General features: G+C 69.2%; 27 protein-coding genes and 1 riboswitch. Of the genes, 17 read left to right on the forward strand and 10 right to left on the reverse strand.

All coding sequences use genetic code 11. The annotated features are described in order from the left end of the window. Positions 1–3 precede the first annotated feature (3 nt). The 3 genes from ACIRVK_RS13355 (at position 4) to ACIRVK_RS13365 (ending at position 2,397) form a co-directional block, all read left to right on the forward strand. The gene (locus tag ACIRVK_RS13355) at positions 4–411 is read left to right on the forward strand and encodes a VOC family protein (RefSeq protein WP_404246333.1); all 408 of its coding nucleotides are present in this window, start codon (positions 4–6) and stop codon (positions 409–411) included. Between the two features lie 26 nt (positions 412–437). Beyond that, the gene (locus ACIRVK_RS13360) at positions 438–1,559 is read left to right on the forward strand and encodes an LOG family protein (protein ID WP_404246335.1); all 1,122 of its coding nucleotides are present in this window, start codon (positions 438–440) and stop codon (positions 1,557–1,559) included. A 160-nt stretch (positions 1,560–1,719) separates the two neighbouring features. Continuing rightward, positions 1,720–2,397: an LAETG motif-containing sortase-dependent surface protein gene (locus ACIRVK_RS13365; RefSeq protein WP_404246337.1), complete on the forward strand. Its 678-nt coding sequence runs from the start codon at positions 1,720–1,722 to the stop codon at positions 2,395–2,397. Between the two features lie 63 nt (positions 2,398–2,460). On the opposite strand, the gene ACIRVK_RS13370 is transcribed toward ACIRVK_RS13365, so the two are convergent. From ACIRVK_RS13370 to ACIRVK_RS13395, 6 genes are all read right to left on the reverse strand, one after another. Beyond that, positions 2,461–3,249 (reverse strand): maleylpyruvate isomerase family mycothiol-dependent enzyme, encoded by a 789-nt coding sequence (locus tag ACIRVK_RS13370; RefSeq protein WP_404246339.1) that lies wholly within the window; start codon positions 3,247–3,249, stop codon positions 2,461–2,463. 25 nt (positions 3,250–3,274) lie between these two features. Next, entirely contained in the window at positions 3,275–4,303 is a 1,029-nt protein-coding gene (locus ACIRVK_RS13375; protein ID WP_404246341.1) for an ABC transporter ATP-binding protein, read from the reverse strand. Further along, the gene (locus ACIRVK_RS13380) at positions 4,304–5,905 is read right to left on the reverse strand and encodes an ABC transporter permease (protein ID WP_404246655.1); all 1,602 of its coding nucleotides are present in this window, start codon (positions 5,903–5,905) and stop codon (positions 4,304–4,306) included. A gap of 56 nt (positions 5,906–5,961) precedes the next feature. Beyond that, entirely contained in the window at positions 5,962–7,071 is a 1,110-nt protein-coding gene (locus tag ACIRVK_RS13385) for a thiamine ABC transporter substrate binding subunit (RefSeq protein ID WP_404246343.1), read from the reverse strand. Next, positions 7,068–7,175: riboswitch (TPP riboswitch) on the reverse strand. It overlaps the preceding gene by 4 nt. Positions 7,176–7,197: 22 nt before the next feature. Then, positions 7,198–8,304 carry a 23S rRNA (adenine(2503)-C(2))-methyltransferase RlmN gene (rlmN, locus tag ACIRVK_RS13390; protein ID WP_404246345.1) on the reverse strand — a complete coding sequence of 369 codons (1,107 nt, stop codon included), beginning with the start codon at positions 8,302–8,304 and terminating at the stop codon, positions 7,198–7,200. Between the two features lie 139 nt (positions 8,305–8,443). Beyond that, positions 8,444–8,962, reverse strand: coding sequence for a restriction endonuclease (locus ACIRVK_RS13395; RefSeq protein WP_404246347.1), 519 nt, complete (start codon positions 8,960–8,962; stop codon positions 8,444–8,446). A gap of 430 nt (positions 8,963–9,392) precedes the next feature. On the opposite strand from ACIRVK_RS13395, the gene ACIRVK_RS13400 reads away from it, so the two are divergent. Continuing rightward, positions 9,393–10,382 (forward strand): hypothetical protein, encoded by a 990-nt coding sequence (locus ACIRVK_RS13400; RefSeq protein ID WP_404246349.1) that lies wholly within the window; start codon positions 9,393–9,395, stop codon positions 10,380–10,382. Between the two features lie 1,109 nt (positions 10,383–11,491). Here the strand turns inward: ACIRVK_RS13400 and ACIRVK_RS13405 are convergent. Together ACIRVK_RS13405 and ACIRVK_RS13410 are read right to left on the reverse strand one after the other, a co-directional pair. Beyond that, positions 11,492–12,727 carry a helix-turn-helix domain-containing protein gene (locus ACIRVK_RS13405; RefSeq protein WP_404246351.1) on the reverse strand — a complete coding sequence of 412 codons (1,236 nt, stop codon included), beginning with the start codon at positions 12,725–12,727 and terminating at the stop codon, positions 11,492–11,494. Continuing rightward, positions 12,724–13,044 carry a putative quinol monooxygenase gene (locus tag ACIRVK_RS13410; protein WP_404246353.1) on the reverse strand — a complete coding sequence of 107 codons (321 nt, stop codon included), beginning with the start codon at positions 13,042–13,044 and terminating at the stop codon, positions 12,724–12,726. Before ACIRVK_RS13410 ends, ACIRVK_RS13405 begins: the two co-directional genes overlap by 4 nt. A 191-nt stretch (positions 13,045–13,235) precedes the next feature. Here ACIRVK_RS13410 and ACIRVK_RS13415 point away from each other — a divergent pair, with 191 nt between their 5' ends. The 12 genes from ACIRVK_RS13415 (at position 13,236) to ACIRVK_RS13470 (ending at position 20,060) form a co-directional block, all read left to right on the forward strand. Beyond that, positions 13,236–13,592, forward strand: a complete 357-nt coding sequence (locus ACIRVK_RS13415) for a hypothetical protein (protein ID WP_404246355.1) — start codon at positions 13,236–13,238, stop codon at positions 13,590–13,592. Positions 13,593–13,594: 2 nt separating this feature from the next. Continuing rightward, complete coding sequence (locus ACIRVK_RS13420; RefSeq protein ID WP_404246357.1) at positions 13,595–14,941, forward strand: FtsK/SpoIIIE domain-containing protein; 1,347 nt, start codon at positions 13,595–13,597, stop codon at positions 14,939–14,941. Positions 14,942–15,024: 83 nt separating this feature from the next. Further along, positions 15,025–15,225: a hypothetical protein gene (locus ACIRVK_RS13425; RefSeq protein WP_404246359.1), complete on the forward strand. Its 201-nt coding sequence runs from the start codon at positions 15,025–15,027 to the stop codon at positions 15,223–15,225. After that, entirely contained in the window at positions 15,222–15,422 is a 201-nt protein-coding gene (locus ACIRVK_RS13430) for a hypothetical protein (protein WP_404246361.1), read from the forward strand. The genes ACIRVK_RS13425 and ACIRVK_RS13430 overlap by 4 nt, the downstream gene beginning before the upstream one ends. 78 nt (positions 15,423–15,500) lie before the next feature. After that, the gene (locus tag ACIRVK_RS13435; RefSeq protein ID WP_404246364.1) at positions 15,501–16,169 is read left to right on the forward strand and encodes a DUF2637 domain-containing protein; all 669 of its coding nucleotides are present in this window, start codon (positions 15,501–15,503) and stop codon (positions 16,167–16,169) included. 19 nt (positions 16,170–16,188) lie between these two features. Beyond that, positions 16,189–16,407, forward strand: coding sequence for a mobile element transfer protein (locus ACIRVK_RS13440; protein WP_404246366.1), 219 nt, complete (start codon positions 16,189–16,191; stop codon positions 16,405–16,407). 6 nt (positions 16,408–16,413) lie between these two features. Then, on the forward strand, positions 16,414–16,569 hold the full coding sequence (locus ACIRVK_RS13445) for a hypothetical protein (RefSeq protein WP_404246369.1): 156 nt from the start codon (positions 16,414–16,416) through the stop codon (positions 16,567–16,569). Positions 16,570–16,593: 24 nt separating this feature from the next. Then, positions 16,594–16,929 (forward strand): SpdD-like protein, encoded by a 336-nt coding sequence (locus tag ACIRVK_RS13450; protein WP_404246371.1) that lies wholly within the window; start codon positions 16,594–16,596, stop codon positions 16,927–16,929. 89 nt (positions 16,930–17,018) lie between these two features. Then, positions 17,019–17,216, forward strand: a complete 198-nt coding sequence (locus tag ACIRVK_RS13455; RefSeq protein ID WP_404246373.1) for a hypothetical protein — start codon at positions 17,019–17,021, stop codon at positions 17,214–17,216. After that, a complete protein-coding gene (repSA, locus tag ACIRVK_RS13460) occupies positions 17,213–18,598 on the forward strand; it encodes a replication initiator protein RepSA (RefSeq protein WP_404246375.1) in 1,386 nt (461 codons plus the stop codon). The genes ACIRVK_RS13455 and repSA overlap by 4 nt, the downstream gene beginning before the upstream one ends. Positions 18,599–18,600: 2 nt before the next feature. Next, complete coding sequence (locus tag ACIRVK_RS13465) at positions 18,601–18,798, forward strand: helix-turn-helix transcriptional regulator (protein ID WP_404246377.1); 198 nt, start codon at positions 18,601–18,603, stop codon at positions 18,796–18,798. Beyond that, complete coding sequence (locus tag ACIRVK_RS13470; RefSeq protein ID WP_404246379.1) at positions 18,798–20,060, forward strand: tyrosine-type recombinase/integrase; 1,263 nt, start codon at positions 18,798–18,800, stop codon at positions 20,058–20,060. Before ACIRVK_RS13465 ends, ACIRVK_RS13470 begins: the two co-directional genes overlap by 1 nt. A gap of 150 nt (positions 20,061–20,210) precedes the next feature. Here the strand turns inward: ACIRVK_RS13470 and ACIRVK_RS13475 are convergent, their stop codons facing one another. Beyond that, positions 20,211–21,197 (reverse strand): Ig-like domain-containing protein, encoded by a 987-nt coding sequence (locus ACIRVK_RS13475; protein ID WP_404246381.1) that lies wholly within the window; start codon positions 21,195–21,197, stop codon positions 20,211–20,213. 100 nt (positions 21,198–21,297) lie between these two features. Here ACIRVK_RS13475 and ACIRVK_RS13480 point away from each other — a divergent pair, with 100 nt between their 5' ends. Beyond that, positions 21,298–21,483 carry a hypothetical protein gene (locus ACIRVK_RS13480; protein WP_404246383.1) on the forward strand — a complete coding sequence of 62 codons (186 nt, stop codon included), beginning with the start codon at positions 21,298–21,300 and terminating at the stop codon, positions 21,481–21,483. Positions 21,484–21,491: 8 nt separating this feature from the next. Here the strand turns inward: ACIRVK_RS13480 and ACIRVK_RS13485 are convergent, their stop codons facing one another. Further along, positions 21,492–21,941 (reverse strand): SRPBCC family protein, encoded by a 450-nt coding sequence (locus tag ACIRVK_RS13485; protein ID WP_404246385.1) that lies wholly within the window; start codon positions 21,939–21,941, stop codon positions 21,492–21,494. Positions 21,942–22,034: the final 93 nt, after the last annotated feature.

A 22,034-nucleotide genomic window follows, 5' to 3' on the forward strand; every position in this document is an offset into this window, starting at 1 on the left:
GACATGTACCAGCAGATGATCTTCGTGAACCTGGCCACCGACGACGTCGACGCGTCGAAGAAGTTCTTCACGGAGCTGGGTTTCGCGATCAACCCGCAGTTCAGCGGCGAGGACAGCACCTGCGTGATGATCAGCGACACGATCGTCGTGATGCTGCTCAGCAAGCGGCACTACGCCAACTTCACCAAGAAGGAGATCGCCGACTCCACGCGGACCAGCGAGGTGCTGCTGTGTCTGAGCGCCGAGAGCCGCGAGAAGGTCGACGAGCTGGTCGAGAAGGCCGTCGCCGCGGGCGGCAGGGCAAACGACGACGTCCAGGACCAGGGTTACATGTACGGCCGCTCCTTCGACGACCTCGACGGCCACTCCTGGGAGGTCATGTGGATGGACCCGGCGGCGGTCCAGGGCTGAACCCACGTGGTGCCTAGCATGGGCCCGTGCAGACGAGCCCGGCCCATGCGGCCCACCACGACGAGCACGAGATCGAGACGCTCGAGGACTTCGACGCGACCGTCTCGGCCCGCGGCACCCTCACCGGCTACCGGGTCCAGGGCGTCGATCTGACGGACCGGACACGGGAGTTGCTCGGCACGGACACCGCGGGCGCGGTCTTCCTCGGGTGCCCGATGCGGACGGAGGCCGAGTCGAAGATCAGGACCGACGGCGCCCTGGTCTTCCCACCGGTCCCGCACCTGCCCTTCGATCCGTACCGCGGCCGTCTCTACACCGCCGACGAACTGTTCGCCTCCCTGGAAAAGGGCTACGAGCGGACACCGGACGCCCTCGCCTACGCCTGGTTCCAGCGCACCAAGGCCGACGGCGACATATACGCCTCGATGCTGCGGGCCGTCCACGACGACTCCGTCTCCGACACCCTCGACGAACTCCTGCGCGGCGCACGGGTGGTGGGCGTCATGGGCGGCCACGCGATGGCACGCGGCACGGAGGCGTACGCCGGCGCCGCGCGCCTCGGCCGGGAGCTGAGCCGAGCCGGGCTGACCGTGGCGACGGGCGGCGGACCCGGCGCGATGGAGGCGGCGAACCTGGGCGCTTACGCGGCGCCGTACGAGGACGCGATGCTGGACGAGGCGTGCCAACTCCTCAGCGTTTCGCCCTCGTTCACCCCCTCGATCACCGAGTGGGCCCGGGCGGCCTTCGAGGTGCGCGCCCGCTGGCCGAAGGGCAACCACTCCATCGGCATCCCCACCTGGTTCTACGGCCACGAGCCGCCGAACCCCTTCGCGTCGCACATCGCCAAGTACTTCGCCAACGCCACCCGCGAGGACGGTCTGCTGGCCCGGTGCAACGCCGGCGTGGTCTTCCTGCCGGGCGCCGCGGGGACCGTGCAGGAGATCTTCGACAACGCGACGCCCAACTACTACGAGTCGCGCGGCGAGCCGACGCCGATGGTGCTCGTCGACAGGGAGCACTGGACGGAGCGGCTGCCGGCCTGGCCCCTCTTGCGGTCACTCGCCCGGGAACGCTCGATGGAGTCCCGTATCGCCCTCGTTGACCGGATCGAGGAGGCACCGGGGGCGTTGAAACGTATCTGCGGTTAATAACGGAGTAAAGCCAACGACCGTGCAGAGCATATGCGTTGACACTCCTTATGGAACACTTATAGACCTGTGAGCCTCCTGGGGAGTGTGAAGCCTCACCTCACTGTTGCCTCACATCTCTGACAACCCCCCTCAGTTGCGTACCCCGTGAAGGGCAAAAGTGACCATATCTCGCCGTACCGCCCGACGTTCCGTTCAGATCCTGGGCGTCGCCGCGGCCTCGACCGCGCTCGCCGTGAGCGCCGCGGGCTCCGCGCTCGCCTGCACCATCACTGAGTTCTCCGCCGAAGCGAAGTGCGAGGGCGGCAAGGGCAGCATCGTCGTCACCGACAAGGATCGCTTCGGTACTGCGGCCACCATCACCGTGTACCTGAAGAGCCCTGCTGGCAGCGAGACCCCGGTCGGCCAGCCGCTGGTGGTCAAGGGCTCGGCCGAGGGGACGACCGTTACCTTCAACGAGAACTGGGCGCCGAAGGCCGAGTACCGCATCCACGTCTCGGCCGGCCCGAACGGCCAGATCCTGGACAAGGACATCAACCCGAACCTGACCACCCCGGCCGAGGGTTGCTCGAAGAGCTCGCCGTCTCCGTCGGCCACCCCGTCGGCGTCGACGCCGGCCTCGGCGTCCCCGACCCCGTCGGCCACGGGCAGCAGCTCCGCTCCGGCGGGCACGCCGTCCAACGCCCCGTCCCCGGCGGCCGGTAGCTCCAACCTCGCCGAGACCGGTGCGAACTCCAACACCGGCCTGATCGCCGGTGTCGCGGGCGCCCTGGTCGTCGTCGGCGGCGGTGCCGTGTTCTACGGCATGCGCCGTCGTGGGGCGAACAGCGGCCGCTGACGCCTCACCCAATAACACCGCGAAGGCCCGACCCCGTATCCCCGGGGGACGGGCCTTCGTCGTTCAGCCGAACGTCGCCCGTTCCAGCCAGAGTTCGAGGACCTGCCGCTCGCCGAGGACCTCCACCTCGGGGCTGTCCAGCGACAGTCGGCGGTAGAAGGCGAGGAGCAGGGAGGTGAGCGGGCCGCGCAGGGCCACGTCTGCCTTCGCGTGCCCGCGGCGCCAGGTGATGCCCCCCTCGGTCCCCTCCACGAGCCACTCCGCGTTCAACTCGGGTGATACGTCGGTCGCGTGGAGGTGCAGACTGCACCCGGCGGCGAGCGGCGGCTCCGTCTCCCGGCGCTCGGCCACCAGGCCCACGATCTGCAGCCACTCGTCGATCGCGTCAGCGGCGATGTCGGGGGCGACCTCGTAACGCAGCCCGGCGGCCAGCGTGGCGTCCGCCCGGTGGACGGTGATCTCGTGGGCCATCCGCCGGGCCCAGAAACCGGAGCCGAGCATCCCGGCCCACGACCACACCTTGGCGTCCGGCCCGGCCTCCCGGAGCGCGCCGACGACCAGTTCACCGGCTTCCGCGAGCCAGGCGTCGAGCTCGGCGGCGTCACCGGGCGTCTGAGGCCCATCCCCGCGAGGGATGTCCTCGTCCGGGACGTCCTCCTGGGCCCGCGTCCTGACCAACACCTCCACCCAGCGCAGCACCCCGCCCATGTGCAGAACGAGTTGTTCGAGGGTCCAGTCCGGGCAGGTCGGCACCTTCGCTGACAGATCGGCACCGGAGGTCACCACGCCCCGCAACTGGGTCACCTGGTGGGCGAGTTCGCCGCAGTAGCGGTCGTGTGCGAGCAAGGTCATGGGGCGCACCCTATGCGCGGACCGGTCAGCCCAGCACCACGATTTCCGCCGCGTCGAACTCCACCCAGACCGTGTCCCCCACCTCCGGCGCCTCCCGCAGCGCGCACGCCGCCTCCAGCCGGGGCGCGTCCTCGGGCTGCAGGTGTACGGCGACATGGGTGCCCTTGAAGGTGCGCGCGGCGACCGTGCAGGGCAGGCCCTCGTCGGCGGGGACGAGCCGGACGCCGGCCGGCCGGACGAGGAGGCCGCGGGTGCCCTGCGGGGCGTCCGCAGGTACCGGCACCTTGCCCCAGGGCGTGTCCGCCGCCTCCCCCGCGACCGTGCCCTCCACGACGTTGTCGAAGCCGAGGAAACGTGCCACGAACTCGTCCGCAGGCCGCTGCCAGACCTCCAGAGGCGTACCGGACTGGGCGATCCGCCCGTCCCGCATCACCACGACCCGGTCGGCGAGCGCGAAGGCCTCGCCCTGGTCGTGCGTCACGGCGAGCACGGTGGTGCCCAACCGGCCGAACAGTTCCCGCAGTTCGACGACCAGTCGCTCCCGCAGCGAGCGGTCGAGCTGGCCGAGCGGCTCGTCGAGCATCAGCAGCCGGGGCCGGGGCGCCAGGGCCCGGGCGAGCGCCACGCGCTGCTGTTCCCCGCCGGAGAGCGAGGCCACGGCCCGGCGCGCGGCACCCGGCAGGCCGACGAGCTCCAGCAACTCCCGTACCCGCTCGGCCTGTTCGCTCCTGGACGCGCCGTGCATCCGGAGGCCGAAGGCGACGTTCCCGCCCACGTCCCGCTGCGGGAAGAGCTGGTGGTCCTGGAACATCAGACCGACCCCGCGCCGGTGCGCGGGCACCGCCGTCTGGTCGCGCCCGTCGAGGAACACCCGCCCGCCGTCGAGCCGTTGCAGTCCCGCCACCGCCCGCAGCAGCGTCGACTTGCCGCTGCCGCTCGGCCCCAGCACGCACACCACCTCGTGCTCGGCGACGTCGAGGCCGACGGCGTCGAGCACGGCCCGCCCGCCGAAGCGGACGGTCGCGTCTGTCAGGCTCAACAGGCTCTGCGGCATCTAGAACTCCCCGGTCCGTTCGGTACGGAGCCGCTCCAGCACCAGCAGCGCCACCGCGCACACCACCATCAGGATCGTCGAAAGGGCCATCGCCTGGCCGTAGTTGAGATCGCCGGGCCGCCCGAGCAGACGGGCCACGGCGACCGGCAGGGTCGGGTTGTCGGGCCGGGCGATGAACACGGTCGCCCCGAACTCCCCCAGCGAGACGGCGAACGCGAACCCGGCCGCGACCAGCAACGCCCGCCGCACCAGCGGCAGATCGACCTCCCGCCACACCCGCCAGGGCGAGGCTCCGAGCACGGCGGCAGCCTCCCGCAGCCGCGCGTCCACGGCCCGCAGCACCGGCAGCATGGTCCGTACGACGAAGGGGACGCCCACCAGCGCCTGCGCGAGCGGCACCAGGATCCAGGACTGGCGCAGGTCCAGCGGGGGCTTGTCGAGGGCGATCAGGAAGCCGAAGCCGACGGTCACCGCGGAGACGCCCAGCGGCAGCATCAGCAGCGCGTCGAAGGCGCGCACCAGCCGCCCTGCGTCCCGGCGGGCCAGCGCGGCGCCGGCCAGGCCGCCGATCACCACGGCGATGGCGGTGGCGGCGAGGGCGTACTGCAGGGAGTTGCCGATCGTGTCGATCGGCGGGACGAGGAAGGTGCCGCCGTCCTCGCTCGTCAGTGCCCGGTAGTAGCGGAACTCCGGCGCGCCGAGGGACCGTTGCACCAGCACGGCCAGCGGCAGCAGGAGCAGTACGGCGACGGTGGTGAGGACGCCGGCCAGCAGCGCCCACTGGCCCGCCCCGCGCGGCCGCCGGGCCGTCACGGACGCGTCCACGAGCCGCAGGGCGGTCTCCCGCCGCCGTACCGTCCAGGCGTGCACGGCGAGGATCGCGCCGACGGCCAGGAACTGGACGATCGTGAGCACGGCGGCGGTGGACAGGTCGAAGATCTCGGAGGTCTGCCGGTAGATCTCGACCTCGAGGGTGGAGAAGGTCGGCCCGCCGAGGATCTGGACGACGCCGAAGGAGGTGAAGGTGAACAGGAACACCATCAGTGCGGCGGCGGCAACGGCGGGCGCGAGCGCGGGCAGCGTGACCCGGCGCCAGGCCCCGAGCGGCGAGGCCCCCAGCATCCGCGCGGCCTCCTCCTGGCGCGGGTCCAGCTGGGCCCACAGTCCGCCGACGGTGCGTACGACGACCGCGTAGTTGAAGAAGACGTGCGCCAGCAGAATCGCCCACACGGTGGTGTCCAGCCGTACGCCCCACAGTTCGTCGAGCAGCCCGCCCCGGCCGACGAGGGCGAGGAAGGCGGTGCCGACGACCACCGTCGGCAGCACGAAGGGGACGGTGACGACGGCCCGCAGGACCTGCTTGCCGGGGAAGTCGAAGCGCGCGAAGACATACGCGCCGGGGAGCGCGACCAGGAGCGTGAGCGCCGTGGAGGCGAGCGCCTGCCAGGTGGTGAACCACAGCACGTGCCGGATGTCGGCCTGGGTGACGACGTCCACGATGCGGCCGACCTGCCACGCCCCGTCGACCTTGAGGCCGCGTGCCACGATCGCGGCGACGGGCCAGGCGAAGAACAGCGCGAAGAACGCGAGGGGCACGGCCAGGAGCCCGAGCCGCGCCGCGCTCCCGCGCCGGCCCCTCTTCCCGAAGGGGCGGGTGGCTACTTCAGTACGAGTGACGTCCACGACTTGACCCACTGGTCACGGTTGGCGGCGATCTTCGTGGGGGCCATGGTCTCGGGGTGCGGGGCCTGCTTCCCGTACTTCTCGAACTCCGCCGGCACCCGCGCGCCCTCCCGAACCGGGTAGACGTACATGTTCAGCGGCATGTCCTCCTGGAACTCCTTGGTGAGCAGGAAGTCGATGAAGGCCTTGCCGCCCTTGGTGTTGCGGGCGTTGCTCAGCAGCCCCGCGTACTCGATCTGCCGGAAGCAGGTGCCGTACGAGGTCCCGGTGGGCGCGGTCGTGGGCTTCGGGTCGGCGTAGATGACCTCGGCGGGCGGCGAGGAGGCGTAGGAGACGACGAGGGGCCGGTCGGCCTTGGCCTTCTTGCCCCCGGCGGACCCGGAGAACTCCTGGTTGTAGGCCTGTTCCCAGCCGTCGACGACCTTCACGCCGTTGGCCTTGAGCTTCGTCCAGTAGGCCTGCCATCCTCCCCCACTCTCGGCTTCGCTCGAGCGGGAGGTGCCCCCATCCCCGTACTGCGCGGCGGTGGCGAGCAGGAAGCCGAGGCCGGGCGAGGAGGTGGCGGCGTTCTCGGTGACGAGGAGGTTCTTGTACTCGGGCTTGACCAGGTCGTCGAAGGACTGCGGCGGGGTCAGCCCGTGCTTGCTGAAGTACGCCTTGTCGTAGTTGACGCAGATGTCGCCGGAGTCGATGGGCGTGACCCGGTGCTTGGTCTGGTCGACGCGGAACTCCGGCTTGACCAGGTCGCTGCCCTTCGCCTCGTACGACTGGAACAGCCCGTTGTCGAGCGCCCGGGAGAGCAGGGTGTTGTCGACGCCGAAGAAGACGTCGCCCTGGGGGTTGTCCTTGGTCAGGATCGCCTTGTTGACGGCCTGCCCGGCGTCGCCGTCCTTGAGGACGTGGACCTTGTAGCCGGACTGCTTCTCGAAGTCGGCGAGGACGTTCTTCGAGACGGCCCACGAGTCGTGGCTGACCAGGGTGACGGTCTTGGAACCGGTGGCGGAGGCGCCGCCGGACGAGCCGCACGCGGACAGCGTGAGCAGGCCGAGGCCGACGACGACAGCCCAGTGCTTCTTGGTGTTCACGGTGATGACCGAACTTCCTACCCAGAATGACCTGGGCGAGGTTCAGAGGGTCTGCGGCCCGGTTGCCGCACTCTCAGCGCTGTTGCGCTCCCCTGTCGGATATGTGGATGTACGTACGGGCACAGGTTACCGCTCGGTGGCGGCCAGCTGTCCACAGGCCCCGTCGATCTCCTGACCTCGGGTGTCCCGGACGGTGACCGGCACGCCGTGTGCCGCGACGGCCTCCACGAAGGCCTTCTCGTCCTCGGGCCGCGAGGCGGTCCACTTGGACCCCGGTGTCGGATTCAGCGGGATGAGGTTGACGTGCACGGGCTTGCCGCGCAGCAGCCGCCCGAGGCGGTCCCCGCGCCAGGCCTGGTCGTTGATGTCCCGGATGAGCGCGTACTCGATGCTCAGCCGCCGCCCGCTCTTCTCGACGTACTCGAACCCGGCGTCCAGCACCTCGCGCACCTTCCACCGCGTGTTCACGGGGACGAGGGTGTCGCGCAGTTCGTCATCGGGGGCGTGCAGCGAGATCGCGAGCCGGCACTTGAAGCCCTCGTCGGCGAACCGGTGGATGGCCGGCACCAGCCCGACCGTCGAGACGGTGATCCCGCGCTGCGAGAGCCCGAGCCCGTCGGGGGCGGGGTCGGTGAGCGCCCGGATGGCTCCGACCACCCGCTTGTAGTTGGCGAGCGGCTCCCCCATCCCCATGAAGACGATGTTGGAGAGCCTCGCGGGACCTCCCGGAACCTCCCCGTCCCGCAGCGCCCGCATCCCGTCCACGATCTGGTGCACGATCTCGGCGGTGGACAGGTTCCGGTCCAGGCCCGCCTGCCCGGTGGCACAGAACGGGCAGTTCATGCCACAGCCCGCCTGCGAGCTGATGCACATGGTCACCCGGTCCGGATACCGCATCAGCACCGACTCGACGAGCGTCCCGTCGAACAGCCGCCACAGCGTCTTGCGGGTCGTCCCCTGGTCGGTCGACAGATGCCGTACGACGGTCATCAGCTCGGGAAGCAGCGCCTCCCGCAGCTTGGGACGCGCCGCGGCCGGGATGTCGGTCCAGTCCGCCGGATCGTGCGCGTACCGCGCGAAGTAGTGCTGCGAGAGCTGCTTGGCCCGAAACGGCTTCTCCCCGATGTCGGCCACGGCGTCCTTGCGCTCGGCGGGCGTGAGATCGGCGAGATGCCGCGGCGGCTTCTTGGCTCCGCGCGGGGCGACGAAAGTGAGTTCTCCGGGCTTAGGCATGGCCGTACCAGTGTCGCAGATCCAATCGGGTGACCTGGGGCTGCGAGCCGGGACACCTGTCGTTGGTGGTCGCCATGCGTCGTCGCTGAGCGGCCTCGGACGGCCCGGAGGCGGCCCAGAAACGATCATGCGGCATCCCCTATGACCAGAACTTGGACCACGCCCCATCTGCGAGGAAGCGCCTGAACGCATCCTCGTCCATCTCTTCCACCCACTGGGGCGCTTCGTCCTGGATCAAGAGATCAGACGGGTAGCCCGGAGCCTCGCCTGCCTGCTTGATGATCTCCGGCGTCTCAAGCGCAATGACCATGATGCTCGGATTAGATGAACCGACAGCCCGCGACACCGCGTTGTTCGAGAACCCCGAGTACGAATAGAGGATGCCTCGGTCGGCCCCGATGTCCAGGATCTTGCCGATGAACTGGTCCACGACTTCGATACTGGACGGCCTTCGGTGGCGCTTGCATTCGACGGCCACCGTGATCTCCAGCCCCACGATCTTGCCGGTCGCCAGAACATCGATCTGCCGCTGCGCCCCACTCAAGCGGCCAGGCACGTCCTCGTCATGGAGGACCGTGGCATCAGGGTCCAACGCCTTCAGCATCTCGCGGACGGACAGTTCGTAGCGCTGCCAGAGCGGATTCGATGTTGAGGTCACAGACGCAAGCTAGCCCGTCTGAGCGGGCGGGCACTCGTCATTGCCACAGGCAGCGAGACTGCAGGCCTCCAGCTTGGAAGATCACGTACCGGCGTGGGCTCACCTGGTGCAGCGGTGAGCTTGTGCTTTCGGAGCCTGCGCTGGCGTTCCCCTCTGTTCCCGGGAGTGATGGCCTCATCACGGGCACGCCGGGAGCACGCCTCCTCTTCAGGCTCCCTGCTCGCCAGTCCTCCCGAGAGGCAAATACCTCGGCCTGAAACAAGCAACAGAGGACGCTTTTCTACGCAAAGATCACCATCTCAGACGGCAATGATCAAAATCGCGGGACGGCCACCGACGATGGACTTCCTTGTTGATCGCCGACCAGAAGAGCTAATAGTGGGTGTCATTGACGTCATAGGGTGTCATAGGCCCCCGCTCCGGCCGCAGGATGGGGGTCCTCGATGCGGCGGCAGGCGAGTGCCCCGACAAGGCCGAGTACCGCAAACTGGTCCGCATGACACGACGTTCAGCATTCCGGCCCGGCTCCGCGAGCGAGGTGCCGCTCACCCAGGAGGAGACGATCAAATGGCTCCTCAACCGCTCACAGCGCACCAACCGCACTGTGCCCATTCGCCGCGCGTTCGTGCAGGACACCGAGGATGGGCCCGTCCTGCAGCAGAAACCGGGTCCGCTGGCCAGCCTGATGCGACACGAGCGAGCTTTGGATCTCCTGCTGTTGATGTACGCGGTGACATCCGGCGGTGATTTCAGCGTCACCGAGCGTGCCGAGACGTGGGGGCGTGCCAGTGGCGTGAGCTTCGCGACCGATGGGTCGGCCAGTGCTCCCATATCTCGCCTGTGGCGCAAGCTTGAGGATCTTCAGCTGATCGAGCGGTCGTTCGAGGGGCGGTTGCTCAAGGTGACCAAGCTGCTGGAAGACGGCTCCGGGAAGGCCTACACCCGGCCGACCGGCTCGGAGACCTCTCGGAAGGACGTCTACTTCCAGTTGCCCTACCAGTACTGGGACGAGGGGCTGCACAAGAAGCTCAGGATGCCTGGGAAGGTCGTCATGCTGATCGGGATGAGCCTGCGCAAGGCGAAGTTCCCGATCGTTCCGGAGACGTACCAAAAGTGGTACGGAGTCTCGCAGGCCAGCCTGCGACGGGGCATTGATCAGCTAGTCGAAGCTCAACTCCTGGACGAGGTGGATCAGGAGGTGTTCACCACGGGCGAGACGGCTACGGGCCTGGGCACGCGAACCCTGTATGCCTTCCGGCCCCCGTACCACCTGAACGTGAACAAGACCGATCGTGACGATGGTGGAGCCGACAGCGCAGGCGACACGCCGACCTCGGGACTCCCTGGCGCACAGCCCGTCTTCTCCCAGCCGAGTCCTGTCTTCCCACCCCTGGGCGGTTTTGCCCGACGGCCCGCATGATGCGACGACCGTTCACACCAGGGGACCCCACGAGAGCCGAAAGGAGGTGATGCGAAGCATGCCACGCCCGAGACGGAAGCTGCAGATCATGAACGCTGCGACTATGCCCGGTGCGATCCTCGCCGCCGTTGCCGGTGGAGTGATCTGCACGATGCTCCTCGACGGGCTCCGCTACCTGATCGGCTGAACATCGGCCTAGGAACCAGATCAGCTGATCAAGTAGCGAGCCACTCACTACGGCCCCGTTCTCATCGAGGGCGGGGCCCCGCACCCATCATGCAGCAGGGTTGCCTAATAAGCACGACCGAGCTTCGCCAGAGGCTCCAGCTACAGGCGCGCAGGCGCTCGCGCGGTTGGCGGAGCGACTTTGGCCGGGAGCTGCTTTGGCGCGAGTGATCATGGCCCCGTAAGCTTCCGGCGCGTCGGGCAGTCTGTGGACCTGCCCGTTAAAGCACGACGTTGGGGCCATGATCTTCGAGGCTCGCGCCAAAGTGGCTGGCTAAAGTCGCGGAGCCGACCGCCCCAGCCACAGCGGGTTTCTCCCCCTCGCATGGCCGCGTCCGCCGTCCGGCCGGTGGCCCGGTGCGGGATCAGCGGGCCGTTCGAACGCCCGAGCATCTGGTCGCGTCGGTCCGCATGCCGCCGCCACCACGATCCGGCCTCTTTCGGTAACACAAAGCGTCTTTGACCTGCACTGTTGGGGATCATCGTTCGTCCCCGTGCCCGTGTTGGAATGTGGCCGCTGCAGGCGGCGACGGGCGGGCGGCGACGTGCGGCCGGTGGCGAAGACATGGAGGCGGCGCGGCGGCGACCGACCGGCGCCGCCGCGCTTGGCGCGGCCCTCGGTGTGATCCGACCTACTGCTGTAGGCAACCGGGTGGAAAGGGGTGCGACGTGGCCCCTGAACGAGGGCGTTGAGGTCTAGCGGCTGTTGATCTTTTCCATCCCTGAGGCCGGATCGTGGTGGCGGCGGCATGTGGGCCGGTGTGGCTGTTGATGCGCCTGGGAGGAGTCTTCGGCCCGAAGATCAGCCCGTCGGCCGCCGTACGAGCGAGCGCAGCGAGCCTTGATGATGTAGGGAAACTCCCACCGCACCGGGCTCGGCGCGTCTAGATCACGGCGCTTCGCTCGGCCAAGTTGCGCAGCGATTCGGGGATGCGAGGCTCTGAGAGCTGGATCAAGTCGCGGATGACCTCGCGGGCCAAGTGGTGGTCCTGGATCTGCTCGGGTGCTAGGGCTTCGGCCTCCAAGAGTGCGGCTGTGGCCTCACCGACGTGTCGCCGCTGCGCGTGTGCTCGCGCCACGTCAAGCAGGAAACGTGACTGCCGTTCGGCCGAAAGCCCTGATGGGTCAACGTGCTGAGCTACCTCAAGGGCAAGCCCCGCATCTCCCAGCTCTACGGCGGTACTCACCGCGTGGATCTCGACGTTCGTCGGCCCGAACTCCGTGTCGAAGTCGTTCCGGTCCTCACCCAACCGCGCGGCGACGCCCCGCGCCCGGTCGATGTGCTCGTGGGTCCGCCCTCGGTTGCCCTCCCTCGCGTTGATCACTGCCAACACGAGGTTCATGGCGCCGAACAACGACAGCTCTTCTGGCGGGCACGCCGGCGCTTCCGTCCTCGGGCCCATGACGCTCGCAGCCGACTGCGCTGCCTGCTCGGCCTGGTCCATGTGCTGCTGACGCATGAAGGCGTGCGCCATGCGGAACAAGCTCGCGACGACTTCCAGCGGCTGGCCTGCAAGCTCGGCTGCCTGTAGTGCCCGGTCCGCCGCGACCCATGCGGCGTCCGCCTGGTCCTGCCGGGTGAAGCTCGCTGCGGCCACCTGGTAAGCCTTGGCGCGCAAGGAGTGGAGTTCGGCCCGTTCGCCTGCTGGCGCGTGGCGTACAGCCGCCTCGATGGTCGGGAGTAGCTTGGCGAGATGATCGCTCAGCGCGGCATAGCTCGACGCGTGCACGAGGGCCCACGCCTCGTCAACCTGCTGGCGGAAGTCGGCAAGTGAAGGAGTCGGCTCGGCCGGAGGCTGGTCGAAGAGGCTGCCCAGCGCCGGGTGACCGGTGAGGGCCACCCGTAGACCGTCGAGATCGTTGTTCGTCGTCTGCTCTTCTGGTTCGGCTTCCTCCGCCGGTGCGGCGTCTGGCCGTAGTTCGTGCACGGACACGTTAAGCGCGTTCGCGAGAGCTTGAAGGACCGACAGCCGCTCGACCGGCTGTACGCCTCTCTCGACCTGTGACACCCAACTCTCAGAGCGCCCCATGGCAACGGCAAGGTCACTCTGTGACATGCCTGCGGCGCGGCGCAGCTCCTTGACCCTCTGGCCGATGGTCTTGGCCTCGGAAGTCGTCACTTCTCCGCTCCGTTGGGGTACTTGCCGGTGTACGGCTGGAGGCGGTCAACCTCGGTCTTCTCAACGTACTTGGAGCGCTCGGCCAGGAAGTGACGCGTGTGCGGCTGACGCTCGTGCTCCTCGAAGGCGTCGTGATCGGCGTACAGCTCGTAGAAGACCCGCTCGTTGGGCGCACCCTCGACCTCGTGACAGGCATAGACCAGCGTGCCGGGCTCGTGTGCCCGGATTCCTGCCGTCGTCTCACGCATGAGCGCGTCGAACTCCTCGCCAGCACCGTCACGCAGCGTGAAGCGAACAAAAAGCCCGAAGTTGGCCATTTCTTCCTCCTTGTCATCGCACACAGTCTCGCAGACTCGGAGAACTCCTACTAGTCGCAGTTTTTCTGTTGACTCGCAGTTTTTCTGCGGGTAGCTTCGATGGTGTCGCTACAACAAGCCGCCCCGGGCTGCGTGCCATCCGCCAAGATCACAACGCAGCCCGGGGCTTGTCCCAACAGGGAGACTCCATCATGCGTCAGATTCCCGTTGACACCTCCGCCGCGACCGTGATGGTCGCCAAGAACCCGCAGCCCAAGGTCAAGGACCGCCGTACCGGCGAGATCGCGACCGACGCCGAGACCGGCGCCACCCTGATGACGGTCGACGTGATGTTCGCGGCCAACGACGAGGTCGAGATCCTGAGCCTCACGGTGCCCGAGACCGGTATCTCCGGTGACCTGCAGATGGGTACGCCGGTCGCCCTGACCGGTCTGATCGCGCGGCCGTGGGAGAACGAGTTCAACGGCCAGAAGCGGCACGGGATCGCCTTCAGGGCGGTCGCCGTCACGTCGCTGGTCGCCGGTGCCGCCGAGCCGAAGGCGGCCTGATCATGCGGTGGTTACTGCTCGCCGCCGTCGTGATCGTGGTGGGGTCGGCGTGGCTGCTGCGGTGGCGCCGTCCGGCCTGGTACTGGATGACCTTCGGGGTCGTCTACGCCATCCTCAAGGTCCGTCTCCGGTACGCGTCCGTGATGGATGCCTGTGACCTCACCGTGGCGGCTTCCCGGTTCCGGCTGGCGCTGGCGCGCTGGTTCAACTGGGACGTTCCGCGTCAGCGGGTGCCGCGGCTGATGTGGATCAGGCCGACCCGGACGGGGCTGCGGCTGCGGGTGCGGATGCGGCCGGGTCAGGACGCCTTCGACTACTCGGCCGCGGTCGACCGGCTGCGGCACGCCTTCGGTGTCCATCAGGTCACCTCACGCGAGATCAAGCCCGGCACCGTTGAGATCGCCATGACCGGCTACGACGTCCTCAAGCGGGTGCAGATGCCCGCCCGGGTCGAGCGGGGTGAGCTGCGTATCCCGGTGGCGTTGCGTGAGGACGGCTCGGTCCACTACCGCGACTACAAGCAGGTACCGCACTCGATCACCCTGGGCGCGGTCGGCTCGGGCAAGTCGGTCACCCAGCGCCGGGTGATCACCGAACTCGCCTCCCAGCATGTGGCGCTGGTCGGCATCGACTGCAAGAACGGGGTGGAACTGGCGCCGCTGGCCCGCCGGTTCTCGGCCCTGGCCGACAACCCCGACGATGCCGCCGACCTTCTGGAAGCCCTGGTCACCCGGATGGAGGTCATCTATCAGGTGATTAGGCGGGAACAGCGCATCAGCGCCGACACCCCGGATGCGGAGATCACCGCGGACATCTGGGGCCTGCCCGAGCACCTGCGGCCGGTGCCCGTGGTGCTGACCATTGACGAGATCGCTGAGCTGGCGCTGTTCACCACGGCGGTGGAGAAGAAGCGTCGGGAACGCTCCGTGGTCGCCCTGGTCCGGCTGGCTCAGCTCGGCCGCGCCGCCGGGATCTTCCTCGACATCTACGGCCAGCGCTTCGGCTCCGAACTCGGCGACGGCATCACCATGCTGCGCGCTCAGCTCACCGGCCGGATGTCACACCGCGTCAACGACGAGTCCAGCGCCAAGATGGCCTTCGGGGACATCTCCCCGCACGCCGTGTTCGCCGCCACGCAGATCCGCAACGACCAGCCCGGCATGGCCGTGGTCGGCTACTCCAACGGCGAGTGGACCCGGATCCGCTCCGCCTACACCTCGATGCGCGAGGCGGTGACCGCCTGCTCCAAGTACGCGCATCTGACGCCGGATCTTCCCGAGCTGGCCCGCTTTAGGCCGCTGGTGCCGCTCGCGAAGGTGCCCGCGCCGCCGGTGGCCCAAGCCGCCTGAACCTCTCCCCGTTCCACGGTCGGCGTGACCGCCTCGCGCCAGGTCCCTACCCGAGCCATGCCCGAAGAAGGAGATCACCCGTCATGTGCCCGAACTGCGAGGACTTCGTCGTCACCGTGGCGATGCTCGGCCAACTCGCCCTCTACGCCGAAACCCCCGGTGCCGACCTGGACTTCGCCGACGTGGTGGGCAACGCCCTGGCCCTGTCGCTCCCCGAGCCTCCGCCCGGCCTGTTCCCGCCCGGCGACGGCCCCGAGTTCCCGGGTGAGGGGTGGACGCCGTGACCGCCGCCCGCAAGCCCAGCACCCGCCGCAAGACGGCCCCGGCCAAGCCCCAGCCCGCCAAGTGCCCGGACTGCGACGGCAACGGAGAGATCACCGAGGTGGTCCGGGTCGGCGCCCGCAAGGGCCGTGCCACCGATGACCGGCAAGCCGGTCTGTGCCTGACCTGCTGGGGCTCCGGCGAAGCCCCCACTACCTGAACACCTGCCGGGACGGGGCGGCCGGACACCGCTCCCCCGCCCCACCCCGGCCCAACCCGCACGAAGGAGGTGACCACCGTGTCCCGATCGATCCGCCCCGATGCCGTCCTTATACAGGCCGTGATCGCCGGAGCCTTGTCGTTCGCCCACCTGCACGACCTTGCCGCGGCGGCCGGACAGACCGGCTGGAAGGCCTGGGCCTACCCCATCAGCGTCGACCTGCTGCTCGTGGCCGCGTGGCGACGGCTGCGCAACGACGGCCCGTCCCGGCTGGCCTGGTGCTGGTTCCTGGTCGCCCTGGTGGCCTCGCTCGGCGCCAACGTCGCCACCGCCGGATTCCTCGACCTGGCCAACCCGCCCGCTCCCCTCCGCCTCGGCGTCGCCGGATGGCCCGCCCTCGCCTTCCTCGGCGGCACCCTCCTCGCCCACACGCCCGCACCCTCACCCGCTCCGGCCGGGGACCGGGTGCCGGTTCCGCCGGCACCCGCAGCCCCGGCCCCCGCACCCGAGCCCGAACCGGCTCCCGCCGTGGAGTCCATCGACGCCGATGAACCCCCGGCCCTGCCCGCCGCCGACCCGGCCCCCGCTCCGGTAGTGCCGGTGCCGCCCGCTCTGATCGCGCACGCCCGCAAGGTCGCCGACGAACACCGTGCCCGCACCGGCCACGACATCGACCCCGACGCCCTGCGCGCCCGCCTCGGCGTCCCGCCCACCATGGCCGACGCCATCACCGCCCAACTCCACTGACCCGAAAGGACCTTGACCGATGGGACACCGCTTCTTCCTCTTCGAACGCCTCCAGCGCTACGGCCCCGTGGAGATCGGCCGCGCCCTGACCAAGAACGGCGAGAAGGGCTACGTCGCCACCTGCACCGCCGACCAGTGCGGCTGGTCCGCCCAGTACGCCAACTACGGCCCCGCCTGCATGGCCGCCAAGAGCCACCGCTGCGAGATCAAGAGCAAGTACGAGAACCGAAGGAGCTGACCACCCATGTCCGTGCCCCTGTGGTTCTTCATCGCCTGCCTGGCCGTGGTCGGCATCAAGACCCTCCGACCCCCGCTCTGGCTCGTGATCGTCCTCCTGACCGGCGGCTACCTCCTCGCCGACAGCCTGTTCGCCCCCGCCATCAACCCATTCATCAAGTAACCCCACACCGAAGGGAGTTGACCCGTGTTCCGACCGAAGATCCCCACCATGCCCACCCCCACCGGGCAGACGTTCCCGCCCGCCATCGTGGAGCCCACCACGATCATCCCGGCCACGCCCATCCAGCCGACCCCACCGCCCGCGGCCCCCGCCCCCGCCCCGGCACCGGCTCCGTCGCGGCCGGTGGTACAGCTCACGCCCGGCACCATGCTCGCCCTCGTCGGCGGCGGCACCGCCGTCGTCCTCGTCGTCGGCGCCGTCCTGGTCTCGCTGCTGCTGGCGGTCGCCATCACCGGCGCCTCGGTCGCCGTATGCGCCGTCGTCGTCCGCTCGATCCTCGCCAGCGAGACCCGACGCTAACCGGCCCCCGGAGCGGCCTCTACCGCCAAGTTTCGTCCGCTCCGGGCGCCGTCCCACTCCGAACCAATGATCCGGAAGGAACCTCCATCATGACCGGCCCCCTCAAGGCCACACCCGCCAGCGCGCGGATCTGCCCGAACTGCGACGGCTTCGCCACCGCCGCGATATCGTCCGGCGGCCGTGACACCCGCGGCCACCTGAACACGATCACCGTCGACTGCCGCGTCTGCTCCGGCACCGGCACCGTGCCCGCCCCCGCCCTCCAGCTCGCCGGGGGCCGCGCATGACCGACACCGCGACCCTCGCGGGCCTGGACCCGATCACCCTCGGCGACCTGCTGAGGGTGGCCGGGTCCGACGGCTTCGACCGCTGGCAAGACCAGATCCGCCGTACCGGCGGCTGCTCCGACCCGATCCACCTGACCGGCTGGACCCTGCACAAGGACAAAACCACCGGCGAGACCCTGCACCGATACTCCACCGAGGGCGAGCCGGGCGGACGGCTCCGCGTCGCCTGCGGCAACCGCCGCGCCTCCCGCTGCCCCGCCTGCGCCTGGACCTACGCCGGAGACACCTACCACCTCATGCGCGCCGGGCTCGCCGGAGACGCCGACAAGGACATCCCCGCCACGGTCCGCGATCACCCGCGGGTGTTCGCCACGTTCACCGCCCCCTCATTCGGCCCCGTCCACAACCGGCCCGACCACGGCACCTGCCGCTGCGGCCGCCGCCACCGCGAGGACGACCCCGCCCTCGGTACGGCGCTCGATCCGGCGACCTACGACTACGCCAGCGCTGTGCTGTTCAACAACCATGCCGGTGAGCTGTGGGTGCGCTTCGCCAACCGGCTCCGCCGCGAGATCGCCGCCCGGGCCGGACTCACTCAGCGCGAACTCAAAGAGGCCTGCCGCGTCTCCTACGGCAAGGTCGCCGAGTTCCAGAAACGCGGCGCCGTCCACTTCCATGCCGTGATCCGCCTCGACGGACCGGACGGCCCCGACTCGCCCCCGCCCGCCTGGGCCTCCGTCGGCCTGCTCACCGACGCCATCCATGCCGCCGCCGCCCACTCGTACACCAGCGTCAGCGTCCCGGCCGCCGGGGACCAACCGGCCCGCACCTTCCGCTGGGGACGACAGCTCGACGTACGGCCCGTCAAAGCCTTCGGCGACGGCTCAGAGCTGACCGAGCAGGCGGTCGCCTCCTACGTCGCCAAGTACGCCACCAAAGCCGCCGAGAACACCGGCACCCTCGACCGGCGCATCGGCGAACTCTCCGAACTCGACCGCCACCAGGTCCCCGACCACGCCCGCCGCCTGATCACCGCATGCCGCGACCTCGACCCCCTGTATCCCGACCAGCGGCTGTGGGCCTGGGCACACATGCTCGGCTTCCGCGGCCACTTCTCCTCGAAGTCCCGCCGCTACTCCACCACCCTCGGCGCTCTCCGCCAGGTCCGGGCCGACTTCCGGGCCGCGCAGGAACGTGCCGCCCTCGGCCTGGACGACATCGAGCCGGACACCGTGCTCGTCCTCGCCGACTGGCAGTACGCCGGACATGGCCACTCCCCCGGCGAATCCGCCCTCGCCGCATCGATTGCTCGTGATCTCCAACTCAACCGCGAAACCGCCCGCGAGGAACTGCGCACGCTGGCCGACGAGAGGGAGTGGTGACCATGGCAGCGGCACTGCCGAACCGCTTCCTCACGCCTGAGGACCTGGTCGAGATGTTCGAGCTTCCCAGCGTCGAGACCGTCTACCAGTGGCGCCGCAAGCGCACCGGCCCCCGCGGCTTCCGCGTGGGCCGGCATCTCCGCTTCGACCCAGAGGACGTACGCGCCTGGGTGAACTCCCAGATCGGGGAGGCTGCCTGATGGCCGGACACATCCAAGACCGCTGGTACAAGACCGAGACCGGTCCCGACGGCAAGCCGGTCAAGGTCAAGACCGATCGGTACGGCACCGGCATGCGCTACCGCGCCCGCTACATCGGTCCGGACGGTACGGAGAAGTCGAAGAGCTTCCCTGACCGACAGAAGCGCCTCGCTGAACAGTGGCTCATCGACACCGCGTCGGACATGTCGCGCGGCCTGTACGTCGACCCTCGCGCCGCTCGGATCACCTTCAAGAGCTACGCGGAGAAGTGGCTCAGGACCCACGGCATCGACCCGGCGAGTCTGGTGGTGATCGAACAACGGCTGCGCCTGCATGCGTTCCGGCTGATCGGCTCACGCCCACTGGACTCGTTCCGGCCTGAGCACATCCGTGGGCTCGTGAGTGCGCTGGAGCAAGACTCGGCCGTGAGCGGCGGCTACGCGCGGAACATCTATGGCGACGTACGGGCCGTGCTCAGTGCCGCCGTTGACGACGGGCTGTTGCCGCGAAACCCGTGCTCCGCGAGGTCGGTCCGCCCTCCGGCGACTGAAGCGCGCCGCGTTGTGCCCTGGCTGCCCGCTCAGGTTCGCGCTGTCCGTGCCGCGCTCCCCGATCGCTACCGGTCCATGGTCGACATGGGCGCAGGGTGCGGACTTCGACAGGGTGAGATCGTCGGTCTCGCTGAGGACGCGTTGGACTTTGAGGGCGGCATCGTGCGGGTGGTCCGTCAGGTCAAGCTCATTCGGGGGAAGGCCGTCTTCGCCCCGCCCAAGGGCAACAAGGAACGGAACGTGCCGTTGCCGCCCTCGGTGGCCGAAGCGCTTCGTGCCCACATGGACGCGTGCAAGCCCGTGGAGATCACATTGCCGTGGCGCAAGCCGGACGGCCCGAAGGTGTCGGCTCGCCTCCTCTTCACCAACACCGCAAGCGGGCTCGTCTGGCGCAGCAACTTCAACATCCAGGAGTGGAAGCCCGCGCTGGCTGCGGCTGGCTTGATCGCCGAAGCCGGGGAGGACGGCAAGTACGCGTCGGCTCGCGAACACGGCATGCACGCGCTGAGGCACTTCTACGCGTCGGTGCTGCTCGACGCCGGGGAGAGCATCAAGGCCGTGAGCGAATACCTCGGGCACTCGGACCCCGGACTGACGCTCCGGGTCTACGCCCACCTGATGCCGTCGAGTCAGGAGCGTACGAGGAAAGCCGTTGACCGGGTGCTACTGCCCGGCCCACCTGAGCCGGACGGCCCAGAGACGGCCCAGTAGCCCACACCAGGCCCCCTATCCGCGCCAAACGCGCTGGTAGGGGGCTTGTCGCTGCCGGATCACTGCCAGTTCTCCGGGCTTAGGCATGGCCCAACCAGTGTCGCAGATCGAAACGGGTGACCCGGAGCCTCAGCGGCGCTCAGCCATGCGTCACAGCGTCGCGGTCGTCTGTTCGCCGGCCGCGCTGCCCGCGAGCCACTCGCTCCAGCCCAGGTTGAAGTCGGCGTAGCCGTTGTCCGCCGGTGCCTTGCCGCGGGGGGAGCCGGTGATGGTGATCGGGTCGCCCTGCTTGACCTGGCCGTAGAACCACTTGGCGTCCGCCATGGACAGGTGGACGCAGCCGTGCGAGCCGCGGGCGCTGCCGCTGCCCGGGTAGGGGTCGCCGGTGGAGTAGTGGACGTAGGTGCCGGACTGGGTCAGGTGGATGTCCCAGGGCAGCGTCAGGTCGTAGTAGTTGGGGCTGGACTTGTCGCAGCTGATGCCGACGCTGCAGGAGGTCATGTGGACCTTCGGCTGCTTGTCGATGACGGCCATCGTGCCGTCCCAGGTCGGGAACTGGGGGCTGCCCGCGTTGATCGACAGGGTGCGCTCCAGCTTGCCGTTCCGGGTCACCTTCATGGTGTGGCCGGTGACGGAGACGTCCGCGCGCACGTCGTCGCCGATCGTGAAGGTGTGGGTGTAGCCGTGGACGCCGTACCGTCCGTTGCCGTTGCTGACGCCGGTCAGGTCGGCGTCGACCTTCACCTTCGTGCCGGAGGGCCAGAACGTCTTCGGCCGCCAGTCGGCGCGCCGGTCGCCCATCCAGTGCCAGGCGCCGGCCACCGGCTGGGAGGCGCTCACCTTCAGGTGCTTCTCGACCGTGGCGCGCGCGCTCGACGCGACCGGGTTCGAGAAGATCACCGAGATCGGCATGGCCACGCCGACCGTGGTTCCGGCCTGCGGCATGATCGTGTCCAGCAGCATCGGCGGGCCCGCGGGCTTGGTCGGCGTGGGCGAGGCGGTGGCGCTCGCCTTGCCGACGATCTTCGCGTCGCTGCCGCTCGCTTTGGCACCGCCGCCCCCGCCACAGGCGCTCGCGCCCATCAGCGTCGCGACCGTGACGAGTGCGATAGCTATGCCACCCTTGCGCCGTCCCACGACCTGCCCCGCTCTCTCGCTCCCCCGGCCCTGGAGGGCCTGGCTCCCTGTCAGACAGAAACGACGCGGGGTGTAGTTGCGTTCGGCATACAGATCTTTAGTGATTCGCATCACGTGGATGCGGGGCGCGCGGCGACCCGCGCGGACCGGTGGCTCCCTCGACACCCTCGCCAAGAACCTCGACAAGACAGGCCGGAACCGCGACGACGGCGCGGTCGGCAAGGCCGCGAAGGACCTGGACCGCGCCGTCGCCGACTACAACAGGGCCGTCCTCGCCGGCTCCTAGTGCCGCGGCTAGGCGGCCGTGTGCTCCAGCCGCTCCTTGAGCATTTGCTCGTTGCGCGGCATCTCCTTGCGCGCCTGGGGCCGGACGACGAGGGGCAGCAGGAGCTTGCCGATGCCGTGCCCCTCGAAGTCGAGGTCCATCGTCACATGGGTACGGCGGCCGTCGTCGATGGGAGTGATCTCGCCGTGGAACCGGCCCCTGACCGGGCCGTCGATTCCGTGCACCGACCAGGAGTGCTGCGGGTCGTACTCGGTGCACTCCATGGTCATCGGCACCTCGCGTCGGCCCAGGTGCCGGGTGACACGGACCCGGGAGCCGAGGCCGAAGGGGCTGTCGTCGAGCTGTTCGGCGGTGACCGCGCTCAGCTGCCATTCCGGCAGGTGGGAGGGGTCGATGAGGTACGCCCAGACATCCTCGGGACGGCGGTCCACGTCGAACTCTTCATGGATGGCGGACATGGCGCCTCCTCTTCGGGAAATCCCCTTTGAGGGCTTACACCCGGATCGTCCCACTCGACCGACGACCACGCCATCGGCGGAGGGGACTCCCGA

This window comes from Streptomyces sp. NPDC101152 (assembly GCF_044768275.1).
Taxonomy (GTDB): domain Bacteria; phylum Actinomycetota; class Actinomycetes; order Streptomycetales; family Streptomycetaceae; genus Streptomyces.